The organism is Ruegeria sp. AJ12 (genome assembly GCF_056536245.1).
Genome location: NZ_JBQFJJ010000001.1, coordinates 840493 through 860165 on the forward strand (window position 1 = coordinate 840493; position 19673 = coordinate 860165).

22 protein-coding genes are annotated in these 19673 nt (G+C 58.4%); 8 read left to right on the forward strand and 14 right to left on the reverse strand.

All coding sequences use genetic code 11. The features are described 5' to 3' along the window. The first annotated feature begins 120 nt into the window (after positions 1–120). The 7 genes from ACR3E0_RS04220 (at position 121) to ACR3E0_RS04250 (ending at position 7031) form a co-directional block, all read left to right on the forward strand. On the forward strand, positions 121–1509 hold the full coding sequence (locus ACR3E0_RS04220; RefSeq protein ID WP_480476477.1) for a 1-acyl-sn-glycerol-3-phosphate acyltransferase: 1389 nt from the start codon (positions 121–123) through the stop codon (positions 1507–1509). Between the two features lie 110 nt (positions 1510–1619). Further along, the gene (gene ccrA, locus ACR3E0_RS04225; protein WP_480476479.1) at positions 1620–2906 is read left to right on the forward strand and encodes a crotonyl-CoA carboxylase/reductase; all 1287 of its coding nucleotides are present in this window, start codon (positions 1620–1622) and stop codon (positions 2904–2906) included. A gap of 208 nt (positions 2907–3114) precedes the next feature. After that, complete coding sequence (locus tag ACR3E0_RS04230; protein WP_480476481.1) at positions 3115–3333, forward strand: hypothetical protein; 219 nt, start codon at positions 3115–3117, stop codon at positions 3331–3333. Beyond that, positions 3272–3991: a helix-turn-helix transcriptional regulator gene (locus tag ACR3E0_RS04235; protein WP_480476483.1), complete on the forward strand. Its 720-nt coding sequence runs from the start codon at positions 3272–3274 to the stop codon at positions 3989–3991. Before ACR3E0_RS04230 ends, ACR3E0_RS04235 begins: the two co-directional genes overlap by 62 nt. Before the next feature lie 83 nt (positions 3992–4074). After that, positions 4075–4713, forward strand: a complete 639-nt coding sequence (locus ACR3E0_RS04240; RefSeq protein ID WP_480476485.1) for an acyl-homoserine-lactone synthase — start codon at positions 4075–4077, stop codon at positions 4711–4713. A 60-nt stretch (positions 4714–4773) separates the two neighbouring features. Then, complete coding sequence (locus ACR3E0_RS04245) at positions 4774–6306, forward strand: ATP-dependent DNA helicase (protein WP_480476487.1); 1533 nt, start codon at positions 4774–4776, stop codon at positions 6304–6306. Then, complete coding sequence (locus ACR3E0_RS04250) at positions 6303–7031, forward strand: SDR family oxidoreductase (protein ID WP_480476489.1); 729 nt, start codon at positions 6303–6305, stop codon at positions 7029–7031. Before ACR3E0_RS04245 ends, ACR3E0_RS04250 begins: the two co-directional genes overlap by 4 nt. A gap of 3 nt (positions 7032–7034) precedes the next feature. Here ACR3E0_RS04250 and ACR3E0_RS04255 read toward each other — a convergent pair whose 3' ends face one another. The 13 genes from ACR3E0_RS04255 to trpS all read right to left on the reverse strand — a co-directional run bounded on the left by ACR3E0_RS04255 (position 7035) and on the right by trpS (position 18643). Continuing rightward, complete coding sequence (locus ACR3E0_RS04255) at positions 7035–7802, reverse strand: TIGR02186 family protein (RefSeq protein ID WP_480476491.1); 768 nt, start codon at positions 7800–7802, stop codon at positions 7035–7037. A 2-nt stretch (positions 7803–7804) separates the two neighbouring features. After that, positions 7805–8725 (reverse strand): sulfite exporter TauE/SafE family protein, encoded by a 921-nt coding sequence (locus ACR3E0_RS04260; RefSeq protein WP_480476493.1) that lies wholly within the window; start codon positions 8723–8725, stop codon positions 7805–7807. 335 nt (positions 8726–9060) lie between these two features. Further along, positions 9061–10029, reverse strand: a complete 969-nt coding sequence (locus tag ACR3E0_RS04265; RefSeq protein WP_480476495.1) for an ABC transporter permease — start codon at positions 10027–10029, stop codon at positions 9061–9063. Further along, positions 10029–11123 (reverse strand): ABC transporter permease, encoded by a 1095-nt coding sequence (locus ACR3E0_RS04270; RefSeq protein ID WP_480476497.1) that lies wholly within the window; start codon positions 11121–11123, stop codon positions 10029–10031. The genes ACR3E0_RS04265 and ACR3E0_RS04270 overlap by 1 nt, the downstream gene beginning before the upstream one ends. A 3-nt stretch (positions 11124–11126) precedes the next feature. After that, the gene (locus tag ACR3E0_RS04275; RefSeq protein WP_480476499.1) at positions 11127–12656 is read right to left on the reverse strand and encodes an ABC transporter ATP-binding protein; all 1530 of its coding nucleotides are present in this window, start codon (positions 12654–12656) and stop codon (positions 11127–11129) included. A gap of 108 nt (positions 12657–12764) precedes the next feature. Next, on the reverse strand, positions 12765–13763 hold the full coding sequence (locus tag ACR3E0_RS04280; RefSeq protein WP_480476501.1) for a BMP family lipoprotein: 999 nt from the start codon (positions 13761–13763) through the stop codon (positions 12765–12767). Positions 13764–13921: 158 nt separating this feature from the next. Then, positions 13922–14335, reverse strand: coding sequence for a GNAT family N-acetyltransferase (locus ACR3E0_RS04285; protein WP_480476503.1), 414 nt, complete (start codon positions 14333–14335; stop codon positions 13922–13924). Further along, complete coding sequence (gene tsaB / locus ACR3E0_RS04290) at positions 14332–14922, reverse strand: tRNA (adenosine(37)-N6)-threonylcarbamoyltransferase complex dimerization subunit type 1 TsaB (protein ID WP_480476505.1); 591 nt, start codon at positions 14920–14922, stop codon at positions 14332–14334. The genes ACR3E0_RS04285 and tsaB overlap by 4 nt, the downstream gene beginning before the upstream one ends. After that, entirely contained in the window at positions 14912–15475 is a 564-nt protein-coding gene (locus ACR3E0_RS04295) for a NifU family protein (protein ID WP_480476507.1), read from the reverse strand. Before ACR3E0_RS04295 ends, tsaB begins: the two co-directional genes overlap by 11 nt. 69 nt (positions 15476–15544) lie before the next feature. Beyond that, a complete protein-coding gene (locus tag ACR3E0_RS04300) occupies positions 15545–16138 on the reverse strand; it encodes a DsbA family protein (RefSeq protein ID WP_480476509.1) in 594 nt (197 codons plus the stop codon). Positions 16139–16147: 9 nt separating this feature from the next. Then, positions 16148–16603 carry a universal stress protein gene (locus ACR3E0_RS04305; protein WP_480476511.1) on the reverse strand — a complete coding sequence of 152 codons (456 nt, stop codon included), beginning with the start codon at positions 16601–16603 and terminating at the stop codon, positions 16148–16150. A 76-nt stretch (positions 16604–16679) separates the two neighbouring features. Continuing rightward, the gene (locus ACR3E0_RS04310; RefSeq protein ID WP_480476513.1) at positions 16680–17543 is read right to left on the reverse strand and encodes a branched-chain amino acid aminotransferase; all 864 of its coding nucleotides are present in this window, start codon (positions 17541–17543) and stop codon (positions 16680–16682) included. Positions 17544–17614: 71 nt separating this feature from the next. Continuing rightward, a complete protein-coding gene (trpS, locus tag ACR3E0_RS04315) occupies positions 17615–18643 on the reverse strand; it encodes a tryptophan--tRNA ligase (RefSeq protein WP_480476515.1) in 1029 nt (342 codons plus the stop codon). An 86-nt stretch (positions 18644–18729) separates the two neighbouring features. On the opposite strand from trpS, the gene ACR3E0_RS04320 reads away from it, so the two are divergent. Beyond that, the gene (locus ACR3E0_RS04320) at positions 18730–19416 is read left to right on the forward strand and encodes a rhomboid family intramembrane serine protease (protein ID WP_480476517.1); all 687 of its coding nucleotides are present in this window, start codon (positions 18730–18732) and stop codon (positions 19414–19416) included. Between the two features lie 22 nt (positions 19417–19438). Here ACR3E0_RS04320 and ACR3E0_RS04325 read toward each other — a convergent pair whose 3' ends face one another. Further along, a complete protein-coding gene (locus ACR3E0_RS04325; RefSeq protein WP_480476519.1) occupies positions 19439–19630 on the reverse strand; it encodes a YgaP family membrane protein in 192 nt (63 codons plus the stop codon). Positions 19631–19673 lie beyond the last annotated feature (43 nt).

Consider the following 19673-nt stretch of genomic DNA (forward strand, 5'->3'; position numbering starts at 1 on the left):
TAACAAAATTGCGTACACAGGTTCTAAAGCGCAATTTTCGGGTCATGTCAATTCGCTGCGTTGCGGCATCGCTGGATTGTGCAGATTGTGAGCAGGTCCGATTGATGGCACTGTGCCCGGATGACACAGACTGTGGAACTTCCGCTTTGGCTGTTTGTGCTGATCGTGGTTTTTGCCACGGTCACGCTGGCCTCGCATTTTCTGTTTCCGTCGGTGCGTTGGTTCTTTCGCCGTCGGCTTGAACGCGCCGTGTCAAAGTTGAACCAACGCCTGCAGCGCCCGATCCAACCGTTCAAGCTGGCCCGGCGGCATGACATGATCCAACGTCTGATCTATGACCCTCAGGTGGGGCGGGCGGTGCAGCACCACGCGCAGGAAACCGGCGTCCCCGAAGCCGTGGCCTTTGAACAGGCACGCCATTATGCGCGCGAAATTGTTCCATCCTTTTCCGCTGTCGCGTATTTTAGCATCGCCATCCGCCTGGCCCGCTTACTAAGCAACACGTTTTACAATGTGCGGCTCAGCTATGAAGACGAAAAAGCGCTGCAGGAGATTGATCCCGAAGCCACCGTTGTCTTTGTGATGAACCACCGCAGCAACATGGATTATGTGCTTGTGACCTATCTGGCAGCGCAACAATCAGCGTTGTCCTATGCGGTTGGTGAATGGGCTCGGGTATGGCCGCTCAGCCGCCTAATCCGAGCTATGGGGGCCTACTTCATCCGGCGCAAATCGGGCAGCGACCTCTACCGACAAGTCCTGTCCTGTTATGTACGCCACGCCACCGAGGCTGGTGTGACACAGGCCATGTTCCCGGAGGGGGGTCTGAGCCTGACCGGAGAGTTGGGCCGCCCCAAGTTGGGACTGCTCAAATACATCATCGACGGAACTGAACTGGGTGGCCGTGATGTGGTTTTTGTGCCGGTGGCGCTGAATTATGATCGGGTGCTTGAGGATACGATCCTGACCCGCGCGGCATTGGGAAAGGAACGCCGGTTCCATGCCAGAATTGGTGTCATCACACGGTGGAGCCTGAAACAGATCTGGCGGCGGTTGATTGGTCGCTACACGCGCTTCGGGCTTGCATCGGTTCGGTACGGTATGCCGATCTCGCTGCAAGCCTTTCGTGCCAACGACAGAAATGACGTCATGACGGACCTCGCCCGCGAACTGATGCGGCGCATCGGTCGCGCGGTGCCTTTGGTACCGATTCCGGCGGTGTGCTGGGTGCTGCGCGAAAACGGCCCTATGGCTGTTGACGCTGTTCGGTCTCGTATAGAGACTATGATGAAGCAGGACGGCAGTCCGTCAGGCGCAGACACCGAAGCCATATCAGGTGCCATTGATCAATTGGTTGAACGTCGAATCCTGAGCCGAAACAACGGTGTCTTGTCTTTGTCCGGCCAACGCAAAGAGCTGTTTGAATACTACGCGGCGTCTGTCCCGGACGGAGTAAGGCGCGCTAACGCTGCAGGTGCAGAAGACTTTTCTGCATCTGCTGGGTCATAAAATTACAAATTGCTGCCAAAAAAGGTTGCATTATTTCTTGGCGGCCAATATTTCATCTTGCGAAGGGCGCGATTCTGCATCGCGGCAAAAGCACAAAAAAGGAGGCCAGCATGGCTTTGGACACCGAAAGCGGTATCGCGTCGTACGAGGCACCCGAAAAAGACCTCTATGAGATGGGAGAGATCCCTCCGATGGGGTTTGTTCCCAAACAGATGTACGCCTGGGCCATCCGCAAGGAACGCCACGGCGAGCCAAACACTGCTATGCTGCAGGAAGTGGTCGATGTCCCGGCGCTGGACAGCCACGAGGTGCTGGTTTTGGTCATGGCTGCCGGCGTCAATTACAACGGCGTATGGGCTGCGCTGGGCCAGCCGATCAGCCCGTTTGATGGCCACAAGGCCCCCTATCACATTGCAGGTTCGGACGCGTCAGGCATCGTCTGGGCGGTGGGCGACAAGGTGAAACGCTGGAAGGTGGGCGATGAGGTCGTCATTCACTGCAACCAGGACGACGGCGACGACGAGGAATGCAACGGCGGTGACCCGATGTATTCGCCCAGCCAGCGCATCTGGGGGTACGAGACACCCGACGGATCGTTCAGCCAGTTCACCCGCGTGCAGGCTCAGCAGTTGATGCCGCGCCCCAAGCACCTGACCTGGGAAGAAGCGGCGTGTTATACCCTGACTCTCGCGACGGCTTATCGCATGCTGTTCGGTCACGAGCCGCATGATCTGAAACCCGGTCAGAACGTTCTGGTCTGGGGGGCGTCGGGCGGCTTGGGGTCCTATGCGATCCAGTTGATCAACACGGCGGGTGCTAACGCGATCGGCGTCATCTCGGACGAGAGCAAGCGCGACTTTGTCATGGGGCTGGGCGCCAAGGGCGTTCTGAACCGCAAGGATTTCAATTGCTGGGGCCAATTGCCAACGGTCAACACGCCGGAATATGCCGAATGGTTCAAAGAGGCGCGCAAGTTCGGCAAGGCGATCTGGGACATCACCGGCAAGGGCAACAATGTCGACATGGTCTTCGAACACCCCGGCGAAAGCACCTTCCCCGTGTCGACCTTTGTCGTGAAAAAGGGCGGTATGGTCGTGATCTGCGCCGGGACCACCGGATTCAACTGCACCTTTGACGTGCGTTACATGTGGATGCACCAGAAACGCCTGCAGGGCTCGCATTTTGCGCATCTGAAACAGGCGGCTGCCGCGAACCAACTGATGGTTGAACGCCGCCTGGATCCCTGCATGTCCGAGGTCTTTACCTGGAACGATCTGCCCGAGGCGCATATGAAGATGCTGCGGAACGAGCACAAACCCGGTAACATGTCGGTTCTGGTTCAGGCACCCCGCACCGGCCTGCGGACTCTGGAAGAGGTGTTGGACGCCAAAGGCTAACAAAGCTCTTTGTTCAGACATAATTGCCCGCGAATCGCTCACTCGGTTCGCGGGTTTTCTGTCTTTGCCTCGCCCCCTTCAGAGTTTCAACGTGTTGCAAGTACACCCATCGCTATTTTTGGGGAGTAGAAACCGGTGAATAGGCCGTAAAACATCATACATGTTATGGTTGTGTTAACCCTTCGTTAACTGTTTCAGAGAGACCCTGATGGCGCATAATGAGTGGATATTGGACGTATTGTCGGACCTCAACGCCTTTGCGGTGGCAAACGGGTTGAGTGCGCTGGCCGAACAGCTGGATGACACCAGGCTGATCGCAGCGGCCGAGATCGCGTCCTTGAAGGATGAGGCACGGGCGCCCGCGGATGGGAACAGAACTCGACTTGGGGCAAATCCTGGGGGATTTGGAAAACACCGGCACGCTTGACGAACTGGTCGGCGTTGCCGTCCGATTGCGCGACAAGCTCGGGGTCGAGCATTTAACCTATCATTGGGTAGACGGTGCCGGGGACCAGTACGGTTGCACCACGTACTCCGAGGCCTGGGAAGAAAGGTATCGGGAAAAGAATTATCACAGAATCGATCCCGTCATACTGGGGTGCTTTCAGCGGTTTCATCCGGTCGACTGGAAATCCCTCGATTGGTCCGGAAAGGTGGCAAAAGCGTTCCTTCAGGACGCGCTGGATCATGGGGTCGGAAACCAGGGCTATTCGATTCCTATCCGGGGTCCGAGCGGACAGTTTGCGCTGTTCACGGTCAGCCACAGTTGCGACGATGAGCAATGGCAGGATTTTGTCTCGGCCCACGGGCGCGATCTGATTCTGATTGCACATTACTTCAACCGCAAAGCCCTGGAATTCGAGGAAGACAGGCAACCGGATGCGACGCGGGGGTTGTCGCCGCGCGAAATTGACGCAATGACCCTTTTGGCGCTGGGCTACAGCCGCGCTCAGGTCGCGCATTCCCTGTCGATTTCCGAACACACGTTGAGGGTCTATATCGAAAGCGCACGCTCAAAACTGGGCGCTCAGAATACCACCCACGCCATCGCAACAGCCCTCAGCCGGGGATTAATAGTCGTTTAAGGCGCGCGCGCCCCTAACACCGTAAATTAACCACGAGTTTGTACCCCTTTCGTTCTTGCACAGGACGAAGAGGGGAACAAGTCATGTTGCGCTATCTCTATGCGGATGAACTGCACAGATATCCGGATCTTGCCAAGGGAATGTTTCTGGACCGCGCGGATCAGTTCAAAACCCGGTTGGGTTGGGACGTTAAGGTTAACGAAAAGGGGGAAGAACGAGATCAATATGATGATCTCAACCCGCTCTATGTCATCTGGGAAGAGCCGGATGGCAGCCATGGCGGCTCGATGCGGGTTTTGCCGACAACCGGGCCGGTGATGGTCAATGACATCTTCGGTCATCTGACCGGGGGCCAGCCCATCTGCAGCCCGCTGATCTGGGAGGTCACGCGGTTCTGCCTGTCCCGCACGGCCAGCCCGCACACAGCAGGTGCCATCATGTTGAGCGGCGGGGAAATGATGGAAGGGTTCGGACTGACCCATATTGCCGGGGTCTTTGATGCAAGGATGATCCGTATCTACCGGTTGATTGGATCGTCCCCGATTGTGCTGGGGACCCAGGGACAGGGGCGCGAGCAAATCTCGGTCGGCCTGTGGCCTTACTCTGCCGATGACTGTAACCGGGTGGCCGCGCGTGCGGGTATTCCCCGTGAGTTGTCGCGCCTGTGGTTTAATACTGCATTCGGTGCGGGCAAAGAGCACAGATTTGCTTTGTCTGCCTGAACGCCCGAATTCGCATTTCTGCATCTGGTGAAGGCTGGCGCGGCCCTGTAGGGTCGCGCCATGTCCCTGCCGAACGTGACCTTCTCTGACGATCAGGCCGCCGCCTATGACAGCATCGCCGAGATGTTGCGTTCGGCCGGTGTGGACCTCGAAGACGATGCGCTGCTGAAACTCCCGGGCGCGGGAAAGTCTGGCGTCATGGCGGTTGTTGGCAAAGCCGGGTCCGGCAAGACGCTGTTGCTGGCAGAGCTGTACAAGGCGCTGTCTGACACCGGTGTTCATGTCGTTTCGGGCGATTATGAAAGTCGCAAGTCAAAGGACAAGCGCAGTCTCGCCATCCTGGCCCCCACCAACAAGGCGGCAAGTGTCTTACGTTTGCGCGGGGTTCCGGCGACGACCATCCACCGCATTCTCTACACCCCTGTCTACGATCCGGAATACGAGCGTATTGCGGAATGGTTGGCAGGCAATGGAGAACGTCCCGAGATCGAGGGGCTGACTGACGAAGCGCTGGATCGCGCGGCGGCGTTCTATGAGAATAACAAGTCGATGCCCGGCGCACTTGCCGCAGCCGGTTTGCGCGGGTCCGATTTCATCACCGGGTGGAAGCGCAGGGAAGAACCTTTGGACATCGGTTTTGTTGATGAGGCATCAATGCTGGACGACCGGCAATTTGAGGACCTGCAGGAGATCTTTCCGACGCTGCTGATGTTTGGCGATCCGGCACAGCTGGCGCCAGTGAATCAATCCGGGAATATGGTGTTTGAGGCATTGCCTGAGCCGCGGAAGCTGACGCTCCACAGGGTGCACCGCCAGGATGCGGACAACCCAATTCTGGATCTGGCACATGCACTGGCAGATCCGGCGTTGGGCTTCGAGGAGTTCGAACGTCTGGTCGAACAAACGGCCAGAACCGATGATCGGGTTGTCTGGGGGCAGCGGGTCGAGGTTGATCTGATGGCCCGCAGCCCGGTTCTGGTCTGGCGAAACGCGACGCGCATCCGTTTGATACAAGCGTTTCGTCGCGTTCACAATGCGCCCGATACCGAGTTGATCGAAGGCGAACCGCTGATTTGCGATGGGATCGAACTGCCGCTGAAACACCGCAAGAAACGGTTGGACCTCGAGGCGCGGGGGCTGATCAAGGGCGCGCAGGTCATTTATCTCGGACCGGGACGTAAACCGGGGTTTTCCCGGCTGCATGTGATGGGCGCAGAAGACCCGCAGGTCAGCGCGGCCTCCATCGTCAAGATCGAGATGCCCGACGAAGAAGAGCCTTTCATCCCCTATGCCGCGCGTATGGGGGCAACGTTTCTGCACGGCGCTGCCGTGACCATCCACAAGGCACAAGGCTCGCAATGGGATACGGTTCAGGTCTTTGCCCCAGATATCTACGCCGCGGCCAGGATGGGGCGCACGGAAGCAGGTCAGCCTTTGTGGAAGCGGTTGGCCTATGTTGCCATCACACGGGCACAGGAGCGGTTGATTTGGGTTGTGCGCAACCGATTGTCAAAGCCGACACATCCGTTACGGGTGGATGATCTGCGGGCTGCTCCGGCGGCTTCACTAACGTTGGAGGCGGAAGAGACATGAAGTCGATCATCGTGACCGGCGCAAGCTCGGGAATCGGGCGCGCGACAGCCGAGCTGTTTCTCGCCGAAGGCTGGACGGTTGGCCTGCTCGCACGCAGCAAGGACGTTTTATGTAGGATGGCTGAAGCCCATCGTACCGCGATTCCGCTGGTTGCGGATGTTACCGATCCGAATGCCGTTTCCAGCACGTTTCAGTCTTTTGCCGAACAGGTGGATCGGCTGGACGTTTTATTCAACAATGCAGGTATTTTTGCGCCCGGTGGTACAATCGATGAAATCGCGCTGGAGGATTGGTATCAAAGCGTCAATGTGAACCTGAACGGCATGTTCCTTTGCGCGCGCGAGGCGTTCCGCCTGATGCGCAATCAGGTGCCACAGGGCGGGCGGATTATCAACAATGGCTCAATCGCAGCATATGTTCCGCGCCCGAACTCGGTGCATTATTCGGCCACCAAACATGCAATTACCGGGCTCACCCGCAGCCTGTCCCTGGACGGGCGCGACCTGGGCATTGCCTGCGGTCAGATCGATATCGGGAACGCGCGCACCCAGATGGTTCAGGGCCTTGTCGAGGCCGCTGTGGCCGAGGGCAAAACACCTGACCCGACCATGGCTGTCGAAGATGCGGCCCGGTCGGTATTGCACATGGCCAAACTGCCGCCAGAAGCGAATGTGCAGTTCATGACAGTAATGGCGACAACCATGCCCTATATCGGGCGCGGGTAGGGGTCACTTTTCGCGCAGCAACCTGAACGCGGTCGACGCCCCCCAGCCTGCCGAGATCGCGATGACCAGCGACATCAATCCGTACCAGACCGGCTGCTGGCGAGACATGTTGTACAAGAACCGTTCCAGCCCGACCTTGCGAACGTCGATCGTGGTTTCGTACTGTGACACCACTTCGCCTCCGCGCGTCAGAAAGATGCGGGCGGCATAGTTACCCTCTGTCAGGTCAGCGGGCATGGCGATCGAAGTGCGAAACAGCGTTTGCTCGTCCACGGCGACCGTGTCTTCGCGGATCGAATAAAGTTCTTCGGATTCGCGGATACGCACCACCGCATCCGCAAAATCCTGCGCGCTGCGGATATGCATTGCCGCCCCGACCGAGCGGATGGCGCGCTCAATCGAGATCCGATAGCGCAAGTCTTCGGTATCCGTCAGGATGTCATCCAGCGGACCGCTGGTGGCGACCGCGTAAAAGCTGGGCGCCAGATCGATCAGAACACTTTCGGTGTTGACCCAGATACCCAATCTTCGTTCTTTGCGCCTTACAGTCAGGGGTTCCGAAGGTCCGACTACGGCAACAATCACCTCAAGCGGCGGGCCTGCCGGAATTGGGGCCTCTCGTTTGACGGCACCAAAGATGAGAATTTCCGAGCCGTCAAAATCCGCGGTAATGGCAACCCGGTCCTGACTCAGCCCGAGGACAACCTGTTCTTCGGCAGCCGCCACAGGCAAGCAAAACAGACACAATGCGACGATCAGGGGGCGCAGCATACTCAGTGTCCCCCGCCGTTGCCCAGCGAGTACAACTCGGCCGGCTCCAGAAGCAGATCGAGAGCCAGCTTGCCGCAGACCGCCAGCACCAGCGCAGCCAGAAGGACACGCAGTTGCTCGGCCGGCATCCGTGCGCCGATGACCGTGCCAATCTGCGCCCCTACCACACCGCCCACCAGCAGAAGAACCGCCAGCACCACATCAACGGTGTAGTTGGTTGTGGCGTGCAGCATGGTTGTGAAGGCGGTCACGAATATGATCTGAAACAGAGAAGTGCCGACAACGACCTTTGTCGGCATGCCCAGCAGGTAGATCATGGCTGGCACCATGATGAAGCCACCACCGACCCCCATGATGGCCGATAGAACGCCGACGCACAGCCCGACCAGCACCGGAGGGATTACAGATATGTAAAGTCCCGATGTCCGAAAGCGCATCTTGAAGGGTAAGGCATGAATCCAGCCGCGCTGACGCCGTTTGGCGGGCGCGCCGCCCCCTTTTTTGGCCTTGCGCAAGGCTCTCAGGCTTTCGACGAACATCAGGCTGCCGATCACACCAAGGAAAACCACGTAACAAAGGGTGACCAGCAGATCGACCTGACCGAGGCTCTTGAGATAGTTGAAGACGACAAGGCCCAAGGCAGCGCCAATCAGACCGCCCACCAGCAGGACGGTTCCCATCCTGAAATCAACGGTCTTTCGTCGGAAGTGGGCCAACACACCCGAGAAGGATGACGCCACGATTTGGTTTGCTTCGGTCGCGACGGCAACAGCGGGCGGGATACCGATGAAAAACAGCAACGGCGTCATCAGGAACCCGCCGCCAACGCCAAACATGCCCGAGAGGATGCCAACCATCCCGCCAAGCCCTAAAAGGAGAAACGCGTTCACTGATACTTCGGCGATCGGAAGGTAAATTTGCATGGGTGTTTCTAGACGTGTTGGGCCGTGCCGCGCAACGCGACATAACTTCTATTGGATATGTAATTCGAAAAGTTAATGAGGGGCTCGTATCGTTGCCTGCTATTTCCGGAAATGGATTGCGCGGGACTATCGGGAATGGTTCGGGTCATAGTAAGAGCCGCAGAAGAGTCGCCTTTGGCACAAAGTGTCTTGGCAAGCTGCAGGATGGGATTCACAATTTCGTCTATCGGAGAGTACGCGCGCATACCCCCTTAGAGCGGTTGCGGCATGCAAAATCAACTCTGCATGCCGCTCTGCAGCGAACAGGACCGAACACTGATCCCCAACTGGACTTATCAGCGTTCTTTTACGTAAGGTTCACCGCCCGCACGGGGCGGTATTGCCTTGCCCACAAACCCGGCCAGAATCACCACGGTCAGGATGTAAGGAAGCGCATCCATGACTTGTACAGGTATGACCACGCCGCCCAGATCAATGTTCTGGAATCGCAAGGCGATGGCCTGCAACAACCCGAACAGCAAGCAGGCCCACATCGCATGCCAGGGCCGCCATTTTGCAAAGATCAGGGCCGCCAAAGCGATAAAGCCGCGACCAGCCGTCATTTCCTTGACGAACCCCGCTTGCAGGGCGGTGGCCAGATAGGCACCGGCAATCCCACACAACACGCCGCAAATTGCGACCGCAGCAAATCTCAGGCCGACGACCGAGACACCCGCAGTGTCAACTGCGGCGGGATTTTCGCCCACGGCGCGCAGACGCAGGCCGAACCTCGTGCGAAACAGGATCCACCACGTGGCAGGCACCATCAGAAACGCGAGATACACCAGGATCGAGTGCCCGGAGAGAAGTTCTGAGTAAACTGGCCCAATGATCGGGACCCCGCTCAGCGACTCGGCGAACGGGAACTCGACCGGTGTGAAGCGACCGCCACCAAACAAGGAAGGCGTGCGGCCACCCTGTTGAAACCAGCTTTGCGCCACAAGGACAGTCATACCGGCCGCAAGGAAGTTGATGGCCACGCCTGAGATCAGCTGATTGCCACGGAATGTAATCGACGCCACCCCATGAAGGCCCGACAGTATCAAGGATGAGGCGATACCCGCCAGAAGACCAAGCCAGACTGATCCGGTCACTGCGGCAATGGCAGCGGAAAAGAATGCAGCCATCAGCATCTTGCCTTCGAGGCCGATATCGAAGATCCCGGCGCGTTCGGAATACAGGCCTGCCAGACACGCGAGCAACAAGGGGGTCGCCAGCCGGATTGTGGAATCGAGGATCTGGATGAGTGTTACGAAAAACTCCATCACTCCGCTCCTTTCCTGAAACCCAGGAACAGCCTTTCAAGCGGCATTCGGACCATATTGTCCAGCGCACCGGTGAACAGGATCACCAGAGCCTGAATAACGACAATCAATTCACGTGGGATTGACGTCCAGAGCGCTAGTTCTGCGCCACCCTGATACAGGAACCCAAAGAGAAGGGCCGCGAGGAACACGCCGAACGGATGAGACCGGCCCATCAGCGCCACGGCAATACCGATAAAGCCCGCGCCTTCTGTTGAGTTCAGAACCAGTCGCTCCGCCTCGCCCATGACGTTATTGATCGCCATCAGGCCCGCCAGCGCACCGGAAATCAGCATGGCGACGATTGTGATCCGGACCGGAGAGATACCGGCATAGACGGCGCCGGTTTCAGAGTGGCCATACGCACGAATTTCATACCCCAACCGGGTGCGCCAGATCAGCGCCCAGACCACAACGCACGCGAGGATCGCGACGAAGAAAGAAACATTGGCCGGAGCGCCGCGAAAGACAATGTTCTCGGCTGTCGAGAACATGGATTGGAAAGTCGGCAGATGAACTGCCTCGGGGAACCGTGCCGTTGCCGGGTCCTGCGATCCCGCAGGGCGCATGATATTGACCAGCATGTAGTTCAAAAACGCGGCGGCGATGAAATTGAACATGATCGTGGTGATCACGATATGGCTGCCGCGTTTTGCCTGCAGGTAAGCCGGTATCGCGGCCCACGCAGCGCCAAACAGCGCCGCACCAAGGCCTGCCGCCACCAAGGCAATAGTCCAATGCGGCCAGTCGATGTAAAGGCACACCATGGCAACGCCGAGCCCGCCCAGCATGGCCTGACCCTCGCCACCGATATTGAACATACGTGCGTGAAAGGCCACGGCAACCGCAAGTCCGGTGAACATGAAGTTGGTGGCGTAGTAGAGGGTGTAACCCCAACCGTAGGTCGATCCCAGCGCGCCGGTCACCATCAGGTTCACGGCTTCGACAGGGTTCTCTCCGATTGCGAGAATAACCAGTGCCGAGAGAATCGCGGCCAAAATCAGGCTGATCAGAGGAATCAGGACCACATCGGCCCATTTGGGCATTTTATCCATGGTTCACGCGGCCTCTCCCGCAACACCGGCCATCAGAAGGCCCAGTTCTTTTTCGTCCGTTTCATGAGGCAGGCGTTCGCCCATGATATGTCCGTCAAACATCACCGCGATCCGGTCAGACAGCGAGAAGATCTCCTCCAACTCAACCGAAACCAGCAGGATTGCCTTGCCCTGATCGCGCAGCGCGACGATCTGTTTGTGAATGAACTCGATGGCGCCGATATCGACGCCGCGGGTTGGTTGCCCGACCAACAGAAGGTCCGGGTTACGCTCGATCTCGCGTGCGACGACGATTTTCTGCTGATTGCCTCCAGAAAAATTCTTGGCCGCCAGCCATCCGTCTGGTGGTCTCACGTCGAACTTCTTGATCTTGCGCTCAGTGTCGGCACGAAGGGCGGCATTGTCCATGAAAAGGCCGCGCTTGTAGGCGGGGTCTCGGTGGTAGCCGAAGGCCACGTTTTCCCAGGCGTGGAATTCCATGACGAGGCCTTCACGCTGTCGATCCTCGGGCACGTGCGCAATGTGTTGGGCACGCCGGGCCTGCCCGTCCGATCCCGGACCGCTGAGCGCCAGGGACGCACCGTTCAGCTTGATCGAGCCGGCACCGGGGCGCATCCCGCCCAGAACTTCCAGAAGTTCCGATTGCCCGTTGCCGGCAACGCCCGCGATGCCCACGATCTCGCCGGCGCGCACGGTCAGATCGATGCCTTTGACCCGTTCGACGCCCGCTTCGTCGGTCACCCGCAAGTTTTCGATTTCTAGAACAGGCTTTCCGGGATTCGCGGGCACTTTGTCCACTTGCAGCAGGACCTTGCGGCCCACCATGAGTTCGGCCAGTTCCTGCGGGTTGGTCTCGGCGGTCTTGACGGTCGCCGTCATCTGCCCACGGCGCATCACCGACACGGTGTCCGTCGCCTCCATGATCTCACGCAGCTTGTGGGTGATCAGGATGATGGTTTTGCCTTCCTCACGCAGACGGGCAAGGATGCGAAACAACTGATCCGCTTCGGCAGGCGTCAGCACTCCGGTCGGTTCATCCAGGATCAGGATTTCCGCGCGGCGGTACAATGCTTTGAGGATTTCGACACGCTGCTGGGCCCCGACGCCGATCTCATCGATGCGTTTGTCCGGGTCGACAAAGAGTTCGTATTCTTCCTCCAGCTCTTTCAGCTCCTTGCGCGCCTTGGCCAGAGAAGGTCCCAGAAGTCCGCCATCCTCGGCACCCAGAATGATGTTTTCCAGAACGGTGAAGTTCTCGACCAGCTTGAAATGCTGGAACACCATGCCGATCCCTGCGGCGATTGCGGCTTGGCTGTCTGGAATGTCGGTTTTTTGCCCGTTGATCCAGATCTCGCCCTTATCGGCTTTGTAAAAGCCATAGAGAATGCTCATCAGCGTGGATTTGCCCGCGCCGTTTTCGCCGATGATGCCGTGGATCGTACCGGGGGCGACGCTGATCGAGATGTCTTTGTTCGCTTGAACCGGCCCAAAGGCTTTGGAAATCCCTTTGAGCTCAATGGCGGGGACTGTCATGTCTTGTCCTCATTTGCCGAAAGGGCCGCTGTGGACACGTGCAGGTCATGCACGGCAAACGGCAGAGTGGATGCGGGACGGGGGAAATGTCCCCCGTCCCACGCGATATCAGAACTGCAGCGCAGGGCAGCTGTCGTTCTCGTAGTAGCTGACGACCGCGACGTTGCCGTCGATAATGTCCTGACGCGCCTTGTCGACCGCGCCTTTCATGTCATCGGAGACCAGAGATGCGTTGTTGTCATCCATGGCGACGCCAACACCTTCTTCGGCAAGACCCATGGTGAAGACACCGGTCTCAACGTTTTCCCCAGCGTTCATCGCGTCATAAACAGCGACATCCACGCGCTTGAGCATCGAGGTCAGGACCTTGCCCGGGTGCAGGTGGTTCTGGTTGCTGTCCACACCGATCGACAGAATGCCTTCGTCTGCTGCGGTCTGCAGTACGCCAACGCCGGTGCCGCCTGCAGCCGCGTAGATCACGTCAGCGCCCTGGCTGATTTGTGCTTTGGTCAGTTCCGAACCCTTAACAGGATCGTTCCACGCGGCTGGTGTCGTGCCGGTCATGTTTGCCACGATGTTGATGTCGGGGTTTACAGCCTTTGCACCCTGAGCGTATCCGCAGCCAAAGTGGCGGATCAGCGGGATATCCATACCGCCGATGAAGCCAACGGTGCCGGATTCCGATGCCATGGCCGCCATCATACCAACCAGATAAGATCCTTCATGCTCGGCGAAGCCAATCTGACGGATGTTGGGAATGTCCAGCCAGTTTACGTCGACAGCAACGAACTTGGTGTCCGGATAGTCACCAGCAACAGCGGAAAGGGGATCGGCCATGGCAAAACCCATGGTGATGATCGGGTTGGCGCCAGCTTCGGCAAACCGCCGCAACGCCTGTTCACGCTGGGCTTCGGACTGCAGTTCGATCTCGCGATAGGTGCCGCCGGTTTCGTCGGCCCAACGTTGCGCACCGTTATGGGCGGCTTCGTTAAAGGATTTGTCAAACTTTCCGCCAAGGTCAAAGATCAGGGCCGGTTCGGCAAGCGCCGCGCCGGCTGTCAATGCAACCGCTGCGGCCGCGCCCATCAAGGATTTCATCAGGGTCATTTGTTACTCCCGTTGGTTTTTGTCGGTTCGGAGCCAAGATAGCCCCGTTTACCCACTCAGAGCGAGCATAACCGTTGTGATGGCGGGAATTAAGGACGTTTGCAACAGGCAGGGTCAACAGTATTTTGACCATATGGTCGAAAAAATGGCATTTGCCGTCAGGGCAGGTTGCATTCCATCACGACCGCATCGCATTTATTGCCGTTTTTGCGCAAATAGTAGCCTTTGCGCAGGCCACAGCGCCGATACCCAAAGCGCTCATACAGGCCAAGGGCGGCCGTATTGTCGGCCGCCACGTCCAGAAAAGCCCTGTTTGCACCCGTGGCAACGGCACGGGCGTGCCAGTCTTCCATACAGCGCAAGGCCAATCCCTGCCGTTGATGTGAGGGGTGAGTCGCGATTGTCAGCAGCTCCGCATCATCTTCGATGACCCGAAACAGGGCAAAGCATCGGGCGTTTCCGACAACCTGCGTGAACGGGTTGGCCAAAAGGTCGGCAATTTCATCTGCCGTCCATGGGCGCGACTGCGTAAACGCAGCCGCATGCGTGGAGGCCAAGTCCTGCGGGGTCATCCGTCCAACAGCACAGGTGGTATGTCGCTGGACGGGGCTGCATCCGCCTGCCGCACATAGAGCGGGGCAGGGGGCGTCTGGACAGTTGCAAAGCGGTGCGCTGCAATCCTGGCAATGGCCTGCACGTTCGCATTCGGATCGGCGCAGAAAAACAGCGCACCCAGCGTCTGTGCCTCTGCCCGTGTGGTCAAGTATGGCGGATTGTCAGTGGTTTGGATGTAAACCTGATCCCGCGGCGCTGGGATCGCAGGCACCATTCCTTCAGGCATAAACGATGACAAAACATCGAACCCGGTGACTCCGACCGCAGGAACGGACAGACCGAGCGCAAGGCCGCGCGCGGCGGACACAGAAATGCGAATACCGGTGAAATTGCCGGGACCGGTTCCAACACCAATTGCGTCAAGGTCTGTCCATTTGCAATCCGCCTGGACCAGCAGGTCTTCCAGCAACGGCATCAGCCGTTCGGCCTGCCCGCGTGACATGGCTTCGGCTTGCACGGCAAGGATTTCGTCGCCGCGCAACAAAGCGGCCGCGCAATGCGCGGCCGATGTGTCGAATGCCAATACTGTTGCGTCAGACGGCAACGGGCCGGACCTCGGTCACTTCTGGAATGTAGTGGCGCAGAAGGTTCTCGATTCCCATCTTCAGCGTCAGGGTCGAAGACGGGCAACCCGCGCACGCGCCCTGCATGTGCAGATAAACAACGCCGCGATCAAACCCGTGAAAGGTGATGTCACCGCCATCCTGAGCAACAGCAGGGCGGACACGGCTGTCGAGCAGATCCTTGATCTGATCAACGATTTCGGCGTCCTCTCCGGTGTGTTCTGCATGGCCCGATGCGGGTGTGGCGTCTGCGCCCATAACAGGTTGACCGGATTGGTAATGCTCCATCACCGCGCCCAGAATCGCGGGCTTGATGTGGTCCCATTGAACGTCTTCGGACTTGGTGACGGTCACAAAGTCGTTGCCAAAGAATACACCGGTCACACCGCTCACGGCAAAAATGCGCTTTGCCAGCGGTGACTTTTCACCCGCTTCTGCGGTTGGGAAATCCGCCGTTCCCGCCTCCAGCACCGTCTGGCCGGGCAGAAACTTCAAAGTAGCCGGGTTCGGGGTGGATTCGGTCTGGATGAACATTGGACAGCTCCATTTGCGTTGCTCCTGATATGCGGGCAGGTGCAGGGGAAGTCAAGATTTGGAACCGTTCTAAATTGTTGTCGCGTACCCAAGGGCATCATCCAGCCGGTCGTCCCCCCAGAACAGCTCATCCCCGACCAGAAAACTCGGAGCACCAAACAAACCTTTCTCCTGAGCAACCGCGCCTTGTTCGAACAGGGCGGCTTTGATGTCGGCGTCTTGCGCCCGGTCCACCACATCCGAGGACAAGCCCACCTTGGTGAGACAATCGCCGAGGACGTCTGCTTGCGAAATGTCGCGCCCCTCGCCGAACTCGGCGGTGTAGACCGCCCGAGCAAAAGCAGCCTTTTGATCCTGGCGGGCGATGGCAAGGGTCATGCGCGCCGCCTTCAGACCATTCTGGGGAAACGAACCAGAAGGGTTGAAGGGCAGGCCACGCGCAGCACACAGGCGCTCCATGTCGCGCCACATGTAACGGCCTTTGGCGGGATACAGGTTGAAAGGAGAGGTGTTCCAACCCTGTTCGGCAAAAATAGGCCCCAGGAGAAAGGGTTGCCATTCCACGGAAACGCCCTTGGCGGCGGCAGCGTCTTCGATGCGCATCGCGCTGAGATAGGAATAGGTCGATGCAAACTCGAACCAGAACTGGACCGTCGCGCCCATGCGGTGACCTCAGGTGATTTCTTCCAGCTTTTCCTTGCTCAGATCGCCGGGGACAATGGTGATCGGCATCGGCAGACTGCCGGCATTTCGCGTGAGCTGAGTTACCAGCGGACCGGGTCCCTTTTTGTCGGTTCCTGCCCCCAGTACAAGCACGCCAATCTCGGGGTCGGACTGAACATGTTCGATGATCTGAGGCACCGGGTCCCCTTCGCGGATCGCCAGTTCGGGTTCGATATTCTGTTTGTCGCGCATCCATTTGGCAAAGACTTCAAAATGGGCGTGGATACGTTCGCGCGCTTCCTCGCGCATAACTTCGGCAACACCGATCCAGTGGTTGAACTCATCGGGCGGAATGACCGAAAGAACCGTAACGCCACCGCCGGTATGCGCCGCCCGCATCGCGGCGAAACGCATCGCGTTCAGGCATTCGCGGCTGTCATCAAGAACAACTAGGAACTTACGCATGGATGTCCTCTTTGGTTTCCGGGATCATGCCCGACCGAAAACGTGCTGGCAACTCAGGAGAAACTCTGGCGCTCGGCTAGCGGTTACTTGCGGCCCAGTCCCAGTACAGGCTACGGGCACGTCGGGCAATCGGTCCGACCTGATATTGCGTGTCTTCCAGCGCCGTGATCGGTGTGACCTTGCTCATGTTTCCGGTCATGAACACTTCGTCTGCTTTGTGGAAATCGTCAAAGCTCAGAACCGCTTCGTGAACCGTCACGCCATCAGCCCGTAAGTTTTTGATATGGCGGGCACGTGTGATTCCGGCAAGGAAAGTCCCGTTGGGCGTGGGTGTGAGCACCTCACCATCCCGAACCATGAAGATGTTTGCCGTTGCGGTTTCGGCCACATGCCCAAGGGCGTCTGCGACCAGCGCATTCGAGAAGCCCTTGGCCCGAACCTCCTGCAGCATGCGGGCGTTGTTCGGGTACAGGCATCCGGCCTTGGCATTTACAACAGCTGATTCCAATACCGGTCGACGAAACCGGGTTGTGCCCAGCGTGGCCGAAGCGGTCTCAGGCGCCATAGGGATTTCTTCCAGGCATATTGCAAAGCCTGTGCTGTTCTTCTGCGGCACAATCGCGGTCGGGTCTCCGTCGATTCCCCAATACATGGGACGGATGTAGACGGCAGTATCCGGCGTGTAGGCTTGCAATCCGTCCCAGACCAATTCGACCATCTGTTCGGGCGTGACGGTTGGCGTCAGCATCAAAGCCTCGGCAGAGCGATTGACCCGGGCGCAGTGCGCATAGAGATCCGGCGCCATGCCGTCAAAGTACCGCGCGCCGTCAAAAACCGATGAGCCCAGCCACGCGCCGTGGTCTGCGGCGCGCATGATCGGGGCGTCCCCGTCATGCCACTGACCCTCGAAATAGGTGCGGATGTTCTTTCCGACTGCCATGACGCCCTCCTCTGCTTCGGGCAGAGCCTATGGGCGCGCCGGGCGCAGGTCCAGTGGATTTGTCGCCCGGTTCAGAGCGATTTCGCGCCCATCATGCCGACAATCTCATAGGTCTCTTGCAGGATAGGTGCGGCAATCGCCCGCGCCTTTTCGGCGCCGTTTGCAAGGATCCGGTCAATCTCGGCCTCTTCGCCCATCAGGCGGGTCATCTCAGACGAGATCGGTGCCAGTTTGGATACAGCCAGATCTGCCAGCATTGGCTTGAATTCACCGAATTGTTTTCCGCCGACCTCGGCCAGCACCTGTTCTGCGGTTTGATCGCTGAGGGCTGCATAGATGCTTACCAGATTCCGCGCTTCCGGGCGGTCCTCCAGACCGTCGATTTCCGATGGCAAAGCATCCGGGTCCGTCTTTGCCTTGCGGATCTTTTTGGCGATGGCATCGGCGTCGTCGATCATATTGATCCGGGTCATGTCCGACGCGTCGGACGACGACATTTTGCGGGACCCGTCACGCAGGTTCATCACACGCGGCGCCGGGCCACCGATAACCGGTTCGGTGATCGGAAAAAAATCGACGCCGTAGTCGTGGTTGAATTTGATCGCGATGTCGCGCGTCAGTTCCAGATGCTGCTTCTGGTCCTCGCCCACCGGCACATGCGTGGCATGGTAAATCAGAATGTCGGCGGCCATCAGCGTCGGATAGGCAAACAACCCCAGAGAGGCATTCTGGGCGTTCTTGCCTGCCTTGTCCTTGAACTGGGTCATCCTCTGCATCCAGCCCATGCGGGCGACGCAATTGAATATCCAGGCCAGTTGCGTGTGTTCCGCAACCTGACTTTGATTGAACAGTATGGATTTCTCGGGGTTCAGACCGGCGGCGATGAAGCCTGCGCAGACTTCGCGGGTTTTTTCGCGCAGACGATCCGGATCCTGCCACACGGTGATCGCGTGCAAATCGACCATACAATAGATGGTCTCGAACTCGGGGCCCTGCATGTCCACAAACCGCTTGAGCGCACCCAGGTAGTTGCCAAGATGCAGGTTTCCCGAAGGCTTGATGCCGGAAAACACGCGCGGCGTGAATTGGGTCACAGTCATCAAAGGGAACTCCCGTCTGGAAAAATCAGCCCCCGTCGCTTACCCATGAGGCCAAGGGACGTCAACAGCCGCGAAAGGCAAGCCCAATGAGCAGTGAGCATTACACACCCCCAGTGAACCCGTTACCACCGGTCGTCGTGGCGCTGGCGTTGTTCATCATTGGGATCGAACTGGTGTTGACTCTGGGGACGCGTGGCCTGGTCGGCGGCCCGTCAGCTGTCGGATGGCGGCTTGACGCGCTGCAACACTATTCCTTTTCACCAGATATTTTTAACTGGATGCTGCAAAACGGGCGCTGGCCGTTTGAACACGTGATCCGGTTCGTCACCTATCCCTTTGTTTCGGGCAGCTTCACCCAGGCGATATTTGTCTGTGTTTTTGTGCTGGCCATGGGCAAAATGGTGGCCGAGGTCTTCGGCAGCGTTCAGATGCTGGTGATCTTTGTGCTGTCCGGGATTGGCGGCGCGTTGGTTTATGCCCTGATCCTTGATCCGCGCTACCCATTGGTTGGTGGCTTCCCCCCGGTTTACGGGCTGATCGGTGCGTTCACCTGGATTTTGTGGCGCAAGCTGTCTCTGGTTGGTGAAAACCAGACGCGGGCCTTTTATCTGATTGCCGTCCTGATGGGCATTCAGCTTTTGTTCGGCCTGTTGTTTGGCGGAACGTCCGACTGGGTGGCTGATCTGGGCGGGTTCGCCACCGGGTTCGGCCTGTCGTTCTTTCTTGCGCCGGGCGGCTGGGCGAGGATTGTCAGCAAGCTGAGGCGGGACTGACCCGGCCGCCGAGCTGTTCAGGTCAGCATTTCCCAGGGCAGGTATCAAAGCCCAGTATGCTGTAAATCGGGCAATAGCCGACCAATCCGGTCACCAGCGGGACAAGTCCAACCAAACCCCACATGGTCTGAGGCCCAACAACGGTCAGCGACAACAGGATCAAGCCCAGAACCACCCGGGCTGCGCGGTCAATAGTGCCTTCGTTACGTGTCATAGCGTATCTCCTAATGTGAGTGTTTTAATGAGAGATTGACGCG

Coding starts and splice junctions, on each gene's coding strand:
- ACR3E0_RS04220 (WP_480476477.1), top strand. CDS start 121: ATGACACAGACTGTGGAACTTCCGCTTTGGCTGTTTGTGCTGATCGTG.
- ccrA (WP_480476479.1), top strand. CDS start 1,620: ATGGCTTTGGACACCGAAAGCGGTATCGCGTCGTACGAGGCACCCGAA.
- ACR3E0_RS04230 (WP_480476481.1), top strand. CDS start 3,115: ATGGCGCATAATGAGTGGATATTGGACGTATTGTCGGACCTCAACGCC.
- ACR3E0_RS04235 (WP_480476483.1), top strand. CDS start 3,272: ATGGGAACAGAACTCGACTTGGGGCAAATCCTGGGGGATTTGGAAAAC.
- ACR3E0_RS04240 (WP_480476485.1), top strand. CDS start 4,075: ATGTTGCGCTATCTCTATGCGGATGAACTGCACAGATATCCGGATCTT.
- ACR3E0_RS04245 (WP_480476487.1), top strand. CDS start 4,774: ATGTCCCTGCCGAACGTGACCTTCTCTGACGATCAGGCCGCCGCCTAT.
- ACR3E0_RS04250 (WP_480476489.1), top strand. CDS start 6,303: ATGAAGTCGATCATCGTGACCGGCGCAAGCTCGGGAATCGGGCGCGCG.
- ACR3E0_RS04255 (WP_480476491.1), bottom strand. CDS start 7,802: ATGCTGCGCCCCCTGATCGTCGCATTGTGTCTGTTTTGCTTGCCTGTG.
- ACR3E0_RS04260 (WP_480476493.1), bottom strand. CDS start 8,725: ATGCAAATTTACCTTCCGATCGCCGAAGTATCAGTGAACGCGTTTCTC.
- ACR3E0_RS04265 (WP_480476495.1), bottom strand. CDS start 10,029: ATGGAGTTTTTCGTAACACTCATCCAGATCCTCGATTCCACAATCCGG.
- ACR3E0_RS04270 (WP_480476497.1), bottom strand. CDS start 11,123: ATGGATAAAATGCCCAAATGGGCCGATGTGGTCCTGATTCCTCTGATC.
- ACR3E0_RS04275 (WP_480476499.1), bottom strand. CDS start 12,656: ATGACAGTCCCCGCCATTGAGCTCAAAGGGATTTCCAAAGCCTTTGGG.
- ACR3E0_RS04280 (WP_480476501.1), bottom strand. CDS start 13,763: ATGACCCTGATGAAATCCTTGATGGGCGCGGCCGCAGCGGTTGCATTG.
- ACR3E0_RS04285 (WP_480476503.1), bottom strand. CDS start 14,335: ATGACCCCGCAGGACTTGGCCTCCACGCATGCGGCTGCGTTTACGCAG.
- ACR3E0_RS04295 (WP_480476507.1), bottom strand. CDS start 15,475: ATGTTCATCCAGACCGAATCCACCCCGAACCCGGCTACTTTGAAGTTT.
- ACR3E0_RS04300 (WP_480476509.1), bottom strand. CDS start 16,138: ATGGGCGCGACGGTCCAGTTCTGGTTCGAGTTTGCATCGACCTATTCC.
- ACR3E0_RS04305 (WP_480476511.1), bottom strand. CDS start 16,603: ATGCGTAAGTTCCTAGTTGTTCTTGATGACAGCCGCGAATGCCTGAAC.
- ACR3E0_RS04310 (WP_480476513.1), bottom strand. CDS start 17,543: ATGGCAGTCGGAAAGAACATCCGCACCTATTTCGAGGGTCAGTGGCAT.
- trpS (WP_480476515.1), bottom strand. CDS start 18,643: ATGACTGTGACCCAATTCACGCCGCGCGTGTTTTCCGGCATCAAGCCT.
- ACR3E0_RS04320 (WP_480476517.1), top strand. CDS start 18,730: ATGAGCAGTGAGCATTACACACCCCCAGTGAACCCGTTACCACCGGTC.
- ACR3E0_RS04325 (WP_480476519.1), bottom strand. CDS start 19,630: ATGACACGTAACGAAGGCACTATTGACCGCGCAGCCCGGGTGGTTCTG.